This window comes from Micromonospora sp. ATLC20 (assembly GCF_057196585.1).
Genome location: NZ_JBXUOV010000165.1, coordinates 1 through 13,071 on the forward strand (window position 1 = coordinate 1; position 13,071 = coordinate 13,071).

Consider the following 13,071-nt stretch of genomic DNA (forward strand, 5'->3'; position numbering starts at 1 on the left):
GGCCACGGCCGGGACGCTGTCGGTGGCCGACGTGGCGGCGGCGGCCACCGAGGGCGACCCGGCGGCGCAGACGCTGGTGCGCGACGCCGCCCGCCGGCTCGGGCGGGTGCTGGTCGGGCTGGTCAGCTTCGTCAACCCGGCCATCGTCATCATCGGCGGCGCGCCGGCCGGGATCGGTCCGGTCCTGCTCGCGGAGATCCGGGGCGTCGTCTACCGGCGGTCCACGCCGCTGGCCACCGGCAGCATGCCGATCGTCCTGTCCGACCTCGGCGACACCGCCGGCCTGATCGGCGCGGCCCACCTGGTCAGCACCCAGACCTACGCCGCCCGCTAGTCCCCCACCCCCACCCCCGCCCCTGCCTCCGCCCTCCGCGCCGCCGATCTTGCACTTGCGGCCCCCGGGATGTCGGTTACACCCGTTTTGTGAGGGCCGCAACTGCAAGATCGCGGGGGGCAGGGAGGGCGGGGTGGGGTGGGGTGGGGTGAGGGGGTCAGTCGCGGCTGCTGAAGGCGGCGTCGAAGGCTGCCGTGGGGGCGTCGAAGGCCAGGCGGCGGACGAACTGGAGCGCCTCCGGCGCGCCGACCAGGCGGTCCATGCCGGCGTCCTCCCACTCGATCGAGATCGGGCCGTCGTAGCCGATCGCGTTGAGCGCCCGGAAGCAGTCCTCCCACGGCACGTCGCCGTGACCGGTGGAGACGAAGTCCCAGCCGCGCCGCAGGTCGGCCCAGGGCAGGTGGGAGGAGAGCCGGCCGCGCCGCCCGTCGCCGGTACGGACCTTCGCGTCCTTGCAGTCGACGTGGTAGATCCGGTCGGCGAAGTCGAAGATGAAGTTCACCGGGTCCAGCTCCTGCCAGACGAAGTGCGACGGATCCCAGTTGAGCCCGAACGCCTCCCGGTGCCCGATCGCCTCCAGCGTGCGCTTCGTCGTCCAGTAGTCGTAGGCGATCTCGCTGGGGTGCACCTCGTGCGCGAACCGCACGCCCACCTCGTCGAAGACGTCCAGGATCGGGTTCCACCTGTCGGCGAAGTCCTGGTAGCCGCGCTCGATCATGGCCGGCGGCACCGGCGGGAACATGGCCACGGTGTGCCAGATCGACGAGCCGGTGAAGCCCACGACGGTGCGGACGCCGAGCTTCGCCGCCGCCCGCGCGGTGTCCTTGATCTCCTCGGCGGCCCGCTGCCGCACCCCCTCCGGCTCGCCGTCGCCCCAGATCCGGGCCGGCAGGATGTCCTGGTGCCGCTCGTCGATCGGGTGGTCGCAGACCGCCTGGCCGACCAGGTGGTTGGAGACGGCGAACACCTGGAGGTTGTGCTTGGCGAGGGTGGCCCGCTTGCGCTCCACGTACGAGTCGTCGGCGAGCGCCTTGTCCACCTCGAAGTGGTCGCCCCAGCAGGCGATCTCCAGCCCGTCGTAGCCCCACTCGGCGGCGAGCCGGCAGACCTCGTCGAACGGCAGATCGGCCCACTGGCCGGTGAAGAGCGTGATGGGTCGCGCCATTGTCCTTCTCCCCTGTGGTGATGGGGGATTCCGTCGCGGACCGGGGCGAGGACGACCGGAGGCGGCGACGCGTGGGAACCGGTGGACGCCACAGCGTCTGCTCCCGGGCGGGTTGCGCCTCCCGCCGGGTCACCGGCCACCTCGCGGTCGCCGCCTCCACTCTATGGCCTCCGTCAGGGCAGGGTCCAGCGCTGGTTCGCCGCGCCCGTGCACGTCCACAGGTGCACCGCAGTGCCGTCGGCCGAGTTGTTGCCGGACACGTCCAGGCACTTGCCCGACTGCGGGTTACGCACCGTGCCGTCCGCCTGCGCGGACCAGTTCTGCGCGCCGGTGCCGTTGCACGTGTAGAGCTGAATCTTCGTGCCGTCCGCGCTGCCGCCACCCGACACGTCCAGGCACTTGCCGAGCGCCTTCACCGGCCCGTTCGGCGTCACCGTCCACGACTGCGCCGACGAGCCGTTGCAGGTGTAGAGCTGGATCTGGGTGCCGTCGGCCGACGACCCGCTCCGCACGTCCAGGCACTTGCCGGCCAGACCCTTGATCGGGCCCGCGCCGCCGGTGCCGGTCGAGCGGACCAGCGTGAAGTCGTCGACGTCGAACAGCCCGGAGCCGCTGCCGGTGAACGTCAGGTGCACCGTCTGCGTACCGGACGGCACGCCGGTGAGCGCGGTACTCACGTCGGCGAACGTGGTCCAGCTGCCGGTGTTCGGCACCGCCACCTGGCCGAGCACCGGCCCGGTCGGCGAGCCGGTCCGCACCTGGAGCGTGCCGCCGGGGCCGCCGGAGACCACCCGGGCGCGCAGCGACGTCACACCGGTCAGGTCCAGCCCCGGGTACGCGGCCCAGTCGCCCGGGTCCACGTACCCCAGGGTCTGGCCGCCGTTGGCGCCGGCCTTGGGGTACGCGCTGACGCCGCTGGCCGAACCGAACGCCTCGGCCTGGACCGTGGTGTTGCCGGTCGGCGGAGGTGTGCCGCCGAGTTCCTTGATCCGGATGTTGCGGAACGACACGTCGTCGCCGGTGCCGTGGTTCTGGATGCCGACGTGCCCGGCGAGCGACCGCACCGGGTCGGTGTTCGTGAAGTCGTTTATGCGTACGCCGTTGAGGAAGACCTGGAGCCGCTCCGACTCGACCAGGATCTCGTAGGTGTTCCACTCCCCCGCCGGGTTCAGCGCCGCGTCCCGGGCCGCCAGGTCGGCGGACTTGAAGCCGTAGATCGCGCCGGTGGTCCGGTCGGCGGCGTCGGTGGGGTCGATCTGGATCTCGTAGCCGTTGTCCACCGCCGAGTTCGGGTCGCTCGACGGCGGGAAGCCGACGAACACGCCCGAGTTGTCGTCACCGGCCAGCCGCCAGTCCAGCTTCAGCGAGTAGTTGGTGAACTGCTTCGCGCTGTACCAGTACAGGCCCATTCCGCCGACCGAGGTGAGCGTGGCGTCGGCGTTTGTGAAGCTGCCCGGCCCGGCCTGCGACCAGCCGGTGGTGCCGCCGTTGTAAAGCGCGGTGTAGCCGGTCTCCGGCCGGCAGTCGGCCTTCGTGCGCCCGGCGGCGTAGCGGATGCCGCCGAGCAGGTGCGCCCGGAACGCCGTGTCGGCGTACGACGCCTGGGTGTGGCCGCCGCCGGTGTAGAAGGACCGGCCGCCGCTGTACGTCTTGCACCAGGCGTGCGGGTGGTCGCCGCCCATCGAGCCACCGGAGTACGTGGACTCGTCGAGGCTGGCGAGCACGTGTGCGGTGGAGCGGGCGTTGGTGCGGTAGTCGTACCACTCGTCGGTGCGGTTCCACCGCTGCGGCAGGTGCGCGGTGGCGGCGTGCGCCCGGTCCTCCACCTTCACGACGGCCGGCTGGATGGCCGGGTGGGACGCGAACCACGCGCCGACGAGGTTGCCGTAGAACGGCCAGTCGTACTCGGTGTCGGCGGCGGAGTGCACGCCGACGTACCCGCCGCCGGCGCCGATGTACGCCTCGAACGCCGACTGCTGGGTGGCGTTGAGGACGTCGCCGGTGGTGTTGAGGAAGATCACCGCCTCGAAGCGGGCCAGGTTGGCGGTGGTGAACTGGGCGGCGTCCTCGGTCGCGGTGACGGTGAAGTTGTTCGCCGCGCCCAGCTCCCGTACGGCCTGCGTGCCGACCGCGATGGAGTCGTGCCGGAAACCGGCGGTCTTGGAGAAGACGAGCACGTCGTAGGGGGCGTCGGCGGCGGCTGCCGGGCTCGCGGGGACGGTGCAGGCGATGGTGGCGAGGACGGCGGTCACCGCCGCCAGCGCGGTGCGCACGAGTTTCATCTGGTTCTCCTTCATCCTCACGGCAGGGTCCAGCGCTGGTTCGCCGCGCCCGTGCAGGTCCACAGGTGCACCGCCGTGCCGTCGGCCGAGTTGTTGCCGGACACGTCCAGGCACTTGCCCGACTGCGGGTTACGCAGCGTCCCGTCGGCCTGCGCGGACCAGTTCTGCGCGCCGGTGCCGTTGCACGTGTAGAGCTGGATCTTCGTGCCGTCCGCGCCGGCGCCACCCGACACGTCCAGGCACTTGCCGAGCGCCTTCACCGTGGCGTTCGGCGTCACGGTCCACGACTGCGCCGTCGTGCCGTTGCAGGTGTAGAGCTGGATCTGGGTGCCGTCGGCGGTGGCGGCGTTGCGCACGTCCAGGCACTTGCCGGCCAGGCCCTTCACCGGGCCGGTGCGGACGGCCGACGTGGTGAGCGTGAACGCGTCCAAGTCGTAGAGCGCCCCGGTGCCACCGGCGAACGTCAGGTAGAGCGTGGTGGTGCCGGCCGGCGGACCGGCGATCGTGCCGGTCACTGTGGTGAACGTGTCCCAGGCGCCGGTGACCGGGACGGTGGCCGAGCCGAGCACGGTCCCGGTGGCCGAGCCGGCCCGCACCTGGAGCGTGCCGCCGGCCCCGGCCGACGAGACCCGGGCGGTGAACCCGGTGGCGTCGGCGAGCAGGTACGGCTGGAACGCGATCCAGTCCCCGTCGTGGATGTCACCGACGGTCTTGCCGCCCTCGGCGGTGGCCTTGTCGAACGTGTTGATCCCGGACGAGGTCTTGAAGTGCTCGGCCTGCCGGTGCCGGGGCTGGAGCGTGTGCTGGGTGTGCGTGGTGAGGCCGCCCGAGTCGGTGTACTCGGCGTCGAAGACGGCGAAGATGTTCGCCGCGTCGTCGTGCTCACCGTCGACGGGTACGGCGATCGAGCCGGTGCAGCCGGTCGCCGAGGTGATCTGGTGGCCGTGCTGGTCGTGGCCGAGCACGTAGGTCATCTTGACCTTCGTGCAGTCGATGGTGGCGTCCTCCGGGTCGGTGACGGTGATCCGGAACGGCACGGTGTCGCCGAAGGAGAACAGCTTGCCGTTGCCGGGCGTCTCGATGACCACTGTCGGCGCGGTGTTGCCCACTGTGATCGTCACGCTGGCGGTGCCGGTGGCGCCCTGCGGGTCGCGCACCGTGAGCGTGACGGTGTACCTGCCGTTGGCGGTGTAGGTGTGCGAGGGGTTCGCCGCGGTGGAGGTGCCGCCGTCGCCGAACGTCCAGGCGTACGTCAGCGCGCCGCCCTCCGGGTCGGACGAGCCGGCCGAGGAGAAGGTCACGGCGAGCGGCGCGGCGCCGGAGGTCCGGTCGGCGGCGGCGCGGGCCACCGGGGCGCGGTTGGCGCCGCCCAGGTAGTCGAAGCGGTACAGCGCCGAGTTGGCGTCGCCGTTGAAGTAGCCGGTGCCGTAGTCGAGCACGTAGTACGCGCCGTCCGGGCCGAACGCCGAGTCCATCACCTGCTTGCCGGTCCACGGGAACGTGTCGATGGTGCCGGGTGAGCCGTCCGCGCCGACGTGGATCGGCTTGATCCAGCCCCGACCGAACTCGGTGGCGAAGAACTGCCCGTCGAACGACTGCGGGAACTTCGTGGTGGACGGGTTCGCCGCGTCGTACCGGTAGACCGGGCCGCCCATCGGCGACTCGGAGCCGCCGCCGAACTCCGGCGGGCTGCCCGCGTCACCGGCGTAGCGGATCCAGGACGGCTTCGCCGCCGGCAGCGTGGCCAGGCCGGTGTTGCGGAACGAGTTGTTCGTCGGCCCGCCGGTGCAGTCGAACTTCGGGCCGGCGGTGCCGGCGGCGAAGTCCCACTCGGCGTACGTCTCGGCCGCGGTGTTGGTGCCGGTGCAGTACGGCCAGCCGTAGTTGCCGGGCCCTGTCACCCGGTTGAACTCGACCTGCCCGGACGGGCCGCGGGCCGTGGTGGTGCCGGCGTCGGGCCCGTAGTCGCCCACGTAGACGACGCCGGTGGCCTTGTCGACGCTGATCCGGAACGGGTTGCGGAAGCCCATCGCGTAGATCTCCGGGCGGGTCCGCGCGGTGCCGGGCGCGAAGAGGTTGCCGGCCGGGATCGAGTACGTGCCGTTGGCGTTCACCTTGATCCGCAGGATCTTGCCCCGCAGGTCATTGGTGTTGCCGGCGCTGCGCTGCGCGTCGTACCCGGGGTTGCGGTTGGTGCGCTCGTCGATCGGCGCGTAGCCGGCCGAGTCGAACGGGTTGGTGTCGTCGCCGGTGGACAGGTAGAGGTTGCCCGCGGCGTCGAAGTCGATGTCGCCGCCGACGTGGCAGCACAGCCCCCTGTCGGCCGGTACGTCGAGCACGTCGACCTTGCTGGCCTGGTTGAGCGTGAAGTCGGCGTTGAGCGTGAACCGGGAGAGCCGGTTGACGCCCTGCCAGGCGGAGAAGTCGGTGCCGGTGGCGGGCGCGTCGCCGGCCGGGGTGGACAGCGGCGGGGCGTAGTAGAGGTAGATGTGCCGGTTGGAGGCGAAGCCGGGGTCGACGCCGACGCCCTGGAGCCCCTCCTCGTCGTGGGTGTAGACCGGCAGCGTGCCGATGACTGTGGTGGCGCCGGCCGCGTCGGTGCGGCGCAGCGTGCCGTTGCGGGCGGTGTGCAGGACCGACCGGTCGGGCAGCACCGCGAGCGACATCGGTTCGCCGGTCTCGGCGACACCGCGGGCGAGTTCGACCTGCTGGAAGTCGCTCGCCGAGATCGGGTGGGCGGACGCCGGGACGGACGCCGCGGCCACTGTGACGGTGCCGGCGGTGGCTGCGAGCAGCAGCGCTGCGGCAGCGGCGAACGGTCGTCGGGCACGGGGGTGGTGGTGGCTGGACATGCTGTGCTGTCCCTTCCTGACGCGCGCAGCCAGGACCGGGCGCGCGTCGCGCCGGATGCCGAGCAGGGGATGCTGCGCCGGCCCGCCGGGAGGTCGGCGGGCCGCGACCTCCGGTCAGGACCGGAGGTCACCTCGCCGAGGCGGGCGGTGCGGGGCGATCTGGTGCGGGCGATCGCCTCGGCGAAACAGCGTTGTGCTGTGCACGACATTAAGACCTTTCGATCAGCCTGTCCATAGCTTCTGATCGATCGGCTTTGACTTTCGCCGCTCAGCGACAAAAGTAGGTGTCACTCGTGGCGGTCGACCGCCCGCTCCGCGAGCCCGGCCAGCACCCGTCGCGCCGGTTCCGCCAGTGGCAGCGCCTCCAGCGCGACAAGCGCCGCGTCGGCACGGGTGCGGATCATCCGCTCCACCGCCTCCCGGGCGCCGGACTCCTCGACGATGCCCCGCACCTCGGCCGCGCCCGCCTGATCGAGGCCGGGATCGCCGACCAGCTCCCCCAGCCGGGCCGCACCGGCAGGGGAGGCGGACGCCCGGGCCAGCGCCAGCAGCACCGTCGGCTTGCCCTCCCGCAGGTCGTCCAGGTTGGACTTGCCGGTCACCGCCGGGTCGCCGAACACGCCGAGCAGGTCGTCGCGCAACTGGAACGCGTCCCCGAGCGGGTCGCCGAAGCCGGCCAGCGCGGCCACCTCCTCCGGTGGGGCACCGGCGAGCGCGGCGCCGATCTGCACCGGGCGGGTCACCGTGTAGCGAGCCGTCTTCAGCCGTACCACTGTGAGCGCGCTCGCCATCGAGCCGTCCGCGGCCGCCCCGACCACGTCCAGGTACTCCCCCGCGATCACCTCCGAGCGCATCCGGGCCAGCAGCACGTGCCCCCGGCGCAGCCGCTCGGGCGGCAGCCCGCACCCGTGGAACATCTGCGCCGACCAGGTGGCGCAGAGGTCGCCGCAGAGCAGCGCCGCCTGCCGCCCGAACGCCGCCGGGTCACCCGGCCGGCCGGACCGGACGTGCAGGTCGGCGAAGAACCGGTGCAGCGTCGGCGCGCCCCGGCGGCGGTCGCTGCGGTCCACGATGTCGTCGTGGATCAGCGCGAACGCGTGGAACAGCTCCAGCGACGCAGCGGCGGTCACGATCGGCCCGGCGTCCGGGCCGCCGAACCCCCGCCAGCCCCAGTAGCAGAACAGCGGCCGCATCCGCTTACCGCCGGCCAGGACGAACCAGCGCACAGCGGTGTGGACGGCCCCCGTACCGTCGTCCGGCCGATCCGGCTCTCTCGCGTCCAGGAACGCGGCTAGCGCGGCGTCGAAGCGGCCCCGCAGCAGGGCCGGATCGGTCGGTGCGACGGTTACGGTCATGGTGCCTCCCTGGCCAGTCCGGCGAGTTCGAGCAGCAACGCCTTCACATCGGTGGCCTCCACCCGGGGCCGGATCGCGGCCCGGTCGGAGCAGATCAGCATCGGGCCGTCCGCCGGGTCGGCGGGCAGGCGCCCGTGTGAACCACGCACCGCCCGCGCGCCCGCGTCCAGCCCCACCACTGTCATCAGGTAGCGCAGCCCGAGCTTCTTGCGGGCCAGCGCCACCGCCGCCCGGCGCTTCGCCGCGCCCGGCGCGGCCGGGTCGAAGAACAGCTCCGCCGGGTCGTAGCCGGGCTTGCGGTGAATCTCCACCAGCCGGGCGAAGTCGGGCGCCCGCGCGTCGTCGAGCCAGTAGTAGTACGTGAACCAGGCGTCCGGCTCGGCCACCAGCACCAGCTCACCCGAGCGGGGATGATCCAGCCCGTACCCGGCCTGCCCGGCGGCGTCGAGCACCTCGGCCACGCCCGGTAGCGACGCGCAGAGCTTCGCCACCGCCGGTACCTCCGCCGGATCCCTGACGTAGACGTGCGCCACCTGGTGGTCGGCCACCGCGAACGCCCGTGAGGTCCACGGGTCGAGGTATTCCATCCCGGCCTGGGTGTAGACCCGCAACAGCCCTTCGGCGCGCAGCATCCGGTTCACGTCCACCGGTCGGGACACGTCGGTGATGCCGTACTCGGACAACGCCACCACTGTGGCTCCCTGCTCGCGCGCGGCGTCGAGCAGCGTGCCGAGCACGGTGTCCAGCTCCGCCGCCGCGGCGGCCGCCTGCGGGCCGGACGGGCCGAAGCGTTGCAGGTCGTAGTCCAGGTGCGGCAGGTAGACCAGCGTCAGGTCGGGGGCGTGGTCGGTGAGGATGCGCTGGGCGGCCCGGCTGATCCACGCCGAGGACGGCAGCCCGGCGCCCGGACCCCAGTAGCTGAACAGCGGGAAGGTGCCGAGCGCGTCGGTGAGCGTGTCCCGCAGCTCGGGCGGGTCGGTCCAGCAGTCCGGCTCCTTGCGGCCGTCGGCGTGGTAGACCGGGCGCGGCGTGACCGTCCAGTCCACGTCCGCGCCCATCGCGTACCACCAGCAGACGTTGGCGACCCGGTAGCCCGGCTCGACGCGGCGGGCCGCCTGCCACACCTTCTCGCCGCCGACGAGCGCGTGGTGCTGCCGCCAGAGCAGCACCTCGCCCAGGTCGCGGAAGTACCAGCCGTTGCCCACCACGCCGTGCCCGGCGGGCAGCTCGCCGGTGAGGAACGTGGACTGCGCCGAGCAGGTCACCGCCGGCAGCACGGTGCCCAGCTCGGCGGCGAACCCGGCGTCGGCCACCGCGCGCAGCCGGGGCATGTGCGCCAGCAGCCGCGGCGTCAGCCCGACCACGTCGAGCACCACCAGCCGCCGGCTCACGAGGGCACGCCTTCCGCCGCCCGCGGACCCGAAGCGCCCTGCGCGCCGCCGTCGGCCAGCCCCACGGCGGTCAGTTCGTCGCGGGCGAACGCCAGCTCGGCGGCGATGCCGGCGGCCAGCTCCGCGTCGCCGCGCGGCCGCCGCGCCTCCGGCAGCACCCCCCAGGTGTACGTCTCGACGTCGAGGTGGTCGCAGCCGGCGACCGGACCGGCGTACAACGCGGCCAGCGCCTCGCGCAGCACCGGGACCGTGGAGCGCAGCGGCGGCTCGGGCGGGGCGTGCAGCGGCACGTGGTAGTGCACCCGCCACGCCCCTGGTAACCGCGCGTCGAGTGCGGCGTCGAGGTCGTCGGCCGCGTACGCCGGATCGGCCGGATCGGTGGCGACGGCGCAACCGGCAGCCCGCGTCTGGTGCAGGAACCGCGGCTCGACGAACCGGCGCAGCGCCGCGCTCGCGGCGGCCGGGTCGGGCGCCTCGATCGCTGCGGACACCTGGACCTTCACCACGGGGAGACCGGCGGCACGCAGCCCGGCCAGGGCATCCGCCGGCTGCTCCCAGGCACACGCCAGGTGCGCGAGATCCAGGCAGATCCCGAGCCGGTCGGTATCCATGTCTGAGAATACCTCGCGTGCTTGTCCCGTCGACTCCACCAGACAGCCCGGTTCCGGTTCGAAGCCGACCCGGATCACCCGGCCGGTCTCCCGCTGCACGGCGGCCAGGCCCTCGGCCAGCGCGTCCAGGCGACGCCGAGCGGTGGCGGCCCGCCCGGCGTCCCACGGGCTGCGCCAGGCGATCGGCAGCGTCGAGATCGAGCCCCGGACGGCGTCGTCGGGCAGCAGGTCGGCGAGCACCCGGGCCAGGTCCAGCGTGTACGCCGACCGTTGCGGCGTGGTCCAGTCCGGGTGGTACACCGCGCCCTTGACCACAGGTGCCTGGAACGCGGCGTACGGGAAGCCGTTGAGCGTGACCACCTCCAGCCCGCGTACGGTCAGCTCGTGCCGCAGCCGGCGGCGGGCCGGCGGGTCGGCGGCGAGCGCGGCGGCCACCGGCGCGGCCAGCCAGAGGCCGAGCCCGAGCCGGTCGGCGCCGAGCGCCCGGCGGACCGCCACCGCGTACGTGTCGAGCTGGGCGACGATGCCCGGCAGGTCCTCGGCCGGGTGCACGTTCGTGCAGTAACCGAGGTGGACTGTCGTGCCGTCGGCGTGGCGCAGCCGCATCACTGCCCCCCGCGCGCGATCGAGTTGCCGGCGAAGGTGGGGCCGCCCGCCTCCAGGTCGGTCAGGTCGAGCCGGCCGGACTGGCCGTAGAACTCCACCGGGTTGCGCCACAGCACCCGGTCGACGTCGTCGGCGTCGAACCCGGCCAGCAGCATCGCCTCCCCGGTGGCCCGGGTCAGCAGCGGATCCGACCGGCCCCAGTCGGCCGCCGAGTTCACCAGCATCCGCTCGGTGCCGTACCGCTTCAGCAGCTCCACCATCCGCGGCGGCGACATCTTCGTCTCCGGGTAGATCGAGAAACCCAGCCAGCAGCCGGTGTCGCGGACCAGCTCCACTGTCACCTCGTTGAGGTGGTCGACGAGCACCCGCCCCGGCGCGATGCCCGACTCGGCGACCACCGCGAGCGTCCGCTCGACGCCGCGCGCCTTGTCCCGGTGCGGCGTGTGCACCAGCGCGGGCAGGTCGTGCGCGACGGCCAGGGCGAGCTGCCCGGCCAGCGCGGCGTCCTCGGCCGGCGTCATCGCGTCGTAGCCGATCTCGCCGACCGCCACCACGCCGTCCTTGTCCAGGTAGCGGGGCAGCAGGTCGAGCACCGGGCGGCAGCGCGGGTCGTTCGCCTCCTTCGGGTTCAGCGCCACAGTCGCGTGGTGCCGGATGCCGAACTGGCCGGCCCGGAACGGCTCCCACCCGATCAGCGAGTCGAAGTAGTCCACGAAGCTGTCCACGCTCGTACGCGGCTGGCCCAGCCAGAACGCCGGCTCGACCACCGCGCGGACCCCGGCGGCGGCCATCCGCTCGTAGTCGTCTGTGGTGCGGGACGTCATGTGGATGTGCGGGTCGAAGATGCGCATGTCACGCCTCCGTGGTGGGGATGGTCAGCCGGCGCAGCAGGTCGGCCGCGTCGGCGGGCATGTCGCGACCGGCGGCGTGCCGTTCGGCGGCGAACGCGGCGAGCATCCGGGCCAGCTCGCCGTCGGCGCGCTCCGGCAGGCCGTCGACCACCGCCAGCGGCACGCCGGTGAACACGCACTTGAGCACCGCCTGCCGCCAGGTCGCCTGCTCCAGGTGCCGGGCGTACGGCCCGAGCGCGGCGGCGACCAGCCGGGTGTCGTTGGTGCGGATCGCGTCGTGCAGCAGCGGCACGCACTCCGCGCCGATCGGCAGCAGCGGCAACGCGCGCAGCACCGCGCGTTTCTCGGCGGCGTCGCCCTGCCGGTACAGCGTCTCCGCGGCGGCGGCGTGGCCGTGCGGCAGCGCGGTCAGCAGCAGCGCCCGGGCCGCCTCGTCCGCCGTCCAGCCCGGCAGGTCGGGCACCGGCAGGCGACCGCACCGACGGGCGGCGGCGGCGAAGAACCGCCCGATCGCCGTGGGTTCGGTGGCGACGCGGCGCAGCGCCGCGTCCAGCCACTGCGGATCGGGTACGCCCCGAAGCGCGGCGCGCAGTCGGTCGGGTGTCATGCCGTCTCCCCTCTGCCGGGTGGAAGGTGGTGGGTCACCGCCCCTCGCCGCGCGAGGCGGCGGCGCGCAGGAAGTCCAGTGAGCGGGCGGCGACGGCCGGGGCGGCGTGCGAGTGGCGGGGCAGCTCCACGGCCACCAGCCCGCGGTAGCCGGCGTCGGCCAGGGCGCGCAGCACCGGTGGGAAGTCGATCTCGCCGGTGCCGAACTCCAGGTGCTCGTGCACGCCCCGGCGCATGTCGTCGATCTGCACGTTGACCAGGTGCGCGGCGACCTCGGACACGCACTGCGGCACCGGCAGCGGCTCCAGGCAGCGGCAGTGCCCGATGTCGAGCGTGATGCCGAAGCCGGGTGGCGCGCCGAGCGCCGCGCGCAGCCGCCACCACCCGGCGATGTCCTCGACGAACATGCCCGGCTCGGGTTCGAAACCCAGCGGCACGCCCGCCTCCGCCGCCTCGGCGCACACGGTCGCGCAGCCCGCCACCAGGCGGGCGGCGGCGACGGCAGGTGGTACGCCGGGCGGGCGTGCGCCGGCCCAGAAGGAAACCGCCTCCGCGCCCAGGTCGGCGCCGATCCGGACGGCCCGGCGCAGGAACTCGATCCGCCGGGCCGGGTCGTCGTGCAGCAGCGTCGGCGCGTGCTTGTGCCACCGGTCGAGCAGGTACCGGGCACCGGTCTCGACCACCACCGCGAGCCCGAGCGCGTCCAGCCGGCGGCGTACGGCGGCGACCCGGCGGGCCAGGCCGGGGGCGAACGGGTCCAGGTGGTCGTGGTCGAGGGTGAGCGCGACGCCCACGTACCCGAGGTCGGCCAGCACCGCCAGTGCGTCGCCGAGCCGGTGGTTGGCGAAGCCGTTGGTGCCGTACCCGAAGCGCAGCGCGCCGGGCCCGGACAACGGTTCGGTGGCCACGTCGGGGAGAGCTGTCATGTCGGCGAGATCAGTCGGGCCAGGCGGCGGCCGACCGGGGCGGCGCCGGCCACGGCGAGGCCGAGCAGCCGGGCCCCGGCGCGGGCGGTCAG

General features: G+C 73.4%; 10 protein-coding genes. 1 reads left to right on the top strand and 9 read right to left on the bottom strand.

Annotated elements, in window-relative coordinates; translation table 11 throughout:
- The coding region (locus AC2CHG_RS25200; RefSeq protein WP_484525715.1) for an ROK family protein at positions 1 to 334 on the top strand (334 nt) is incomplete at its 5' end.
- A 157-nt stretch (positions 335 to 491) separates the two neighbouring features.
- Here the strand turns inward: AC2CHG_RS25200 and AC2CHG_RS25205 are convergent.
- The 9 genes from AC2CHG_RS25205 to AC2CHG_RS25245 form a co-directional block, all read right to left on the bottom strand.
- Entirely contained in the window at positions 492 to 1,499 is a 1,008-nt protein-coding gene (locus AC2CHG_RS25205; RefSeq protein ID WP_355508399.1) for a sugar phosphate isomerase/epimerase family protein, read from the bottom strand.
- Positions 1,500 to 1,672: 173 nt separating this feature from the next.
- Positions 1,673 to 3,781, bottom strand: coding sequence for a ThuA domain-containing protein (locus AC2CHG_RS25210; RefSeq protein ID WP_484525716.1), 2,109 nt, complete (start codon positions 3,779 to 3,781; stop codon positions 1,673 to 1,675).
- Positions 3,782 to 3,798: 17 nt separating this feature from the next.
- A complete protein-coding gene (locus AC2CHG_RS25215; RefSeq protein WP_484525717.1) occupies positions 3,799 to 6,633 on the bottom strand; it encodes an RICIN domain-containing protein in 2,835 nt (944 codons plus the stop codon).
- A gap of 287 nt (positions 6,634 to 6,920) precedes the next feature.
- The gene (locus tag AC2CHG_RS25220) at positions 6,921 to 7,988 is read right to left on the bottom strand and encodes a polyprenyl synthetase family protein (protein WP_484525718.1); all 1,068 of its coding nucleotides are present in this window, start codon (positions 7,986 to 7,988) and stop codon (positions 6,921 to 6,923) included.
- On the bottom strand, positions 7,985 to 9,379 hold the full coding sequence (locus AC2CHG_RS25225; RefSeq protein ID WP_484525719.1) for an alkaline phosphatase family protein: 1,395 nt from the start codon (positions 9,377 to 9,379) through the stop codon (positions 7,985 to 7,987). The genes AC2CHG_RS25220 and AC2CHG_RS25225 overlap by 4 nt, the downstream gene beginning before the upstream one ends.
- A complete protein-coding gene (gene eboE / locus AC2CHG_RS25230; protein ID WP_484525720.1) occupies positions 9,376 to 10,596 on the bottom strand; it encodes a metabolite traffic protein EboE in 1,221 nt (406 codons plus the stop codon). The genes AC2CHG_RS25225 and eboE overlap by 4 nt, the downstream gene beginning before the upstream one ends.
- Positions 10,596 to 11,447 carry a TatD family hydrolase gene (locus AC2CHG_RS25235; RefSeq protein WP_484525721.1) on the bottom strand — a complete coding sequence of 284 codons (852 nt, stop codon included), beginning with the start codon at positions 11,445 to 11,447 and terminating at the stop codon, positions 10,596 to 10,598. Before AC2CHG_RS25235 ends, eboE begins: the two co-directional genes overlap by 1 nt.
- Before the next feature lies 1 nt (position 11,448).
- Positions 11,449 to 12,054: an EboA domain-containing protein gene (locus tag AC2CHG_RS25240; protein WP_484525722.1), complete on the bottom strand. Its 606-nt coding sequence runs from the start codon at positions 12,052 to 12,054 to the stop codon at positions 11,449 to 11,451.
- A gap of 34 nt (positions 12,055 to 12,088) precedes the next feature.
- Positions 12,089 to 12,979: a sugar phosphate isomerase/epimerase family protein gene (locus AC2CHG_RS25245; RefSeq protein ID WP_484525723.1), complete on the bottom strand. Its 891-nt coding sequence runs from the start codon at positions 12,977 to 12,979 to the stop codon at positions 12,089 to 12,091.
- Positions 12,980 to 13,071 lie beyond the last annotated feature (92 nt).

What these genes read in the sequence shown, in the direction of transcription:
- AC2CHG_RS25205 (WP_355508399.1), bottom strand. Translation starts at nt 1,499, where the DNA reads ATGGCGCGACCCATCACGCTCTTCACCGGCCAGTGGGCCGATCTGCCG.
- AC2CHG_RS25210 (WP_484525716.1), bottom strand. Translation starts at nt 3,781, where the DNA reads ATGAAACTCGTGCGCACCGCGCTGGCGGCGGTGACCGCCGTCCTCGCC.
- AC2CHG_RS25215 (WP_484525717.1), bottom strand. Translation starts at nt 6,633, where the DNA reads ATGTCCAGCCACCACCACCCCCGTGCCCGACGACCGTTCGCCGCTGCC.
- AC2CHG_RS25220 (WP_484525718.1), bottom strand. Translation starts at nt 7,988, where the DNA reads ATGACCGTAACCGTCGCACCGACCGATCCGGCCCTGCTGCGGGGCCGC.
- eboE (WP_484525720.1), bottom strand. Translation starts at nt 10,596, where the DNA reads ATGCGGCTGCGCCACGCCGACGGCACGACAGTCCACCTCGGTTACTGC.
- AC2CHG_RS25235 (WP_484525721.1), bottom strand. Translation starts at nt 11,447, where the DNA reads ATGCGCATCTTCGACCCGCACATCCACATGACGTCCCGCACCACAGAC.
- AC2CHG_RS25240 (WP_484525722.1), bottom strand. Translation starts at nt 12,054, where the DNA reads ATGACACCCGACCGACTGCGCGCCGCGCTTCGGGGCGTACCCGATCCG.
- AC2CHG_RS25245 (WP_484525723.1), bottom strand. Translation starts at nt 12,979, where the DNA reads ATGACAGCTCTCCCCGACGTGGCCACCGAACCGTTGTCCGGGCCCGGC.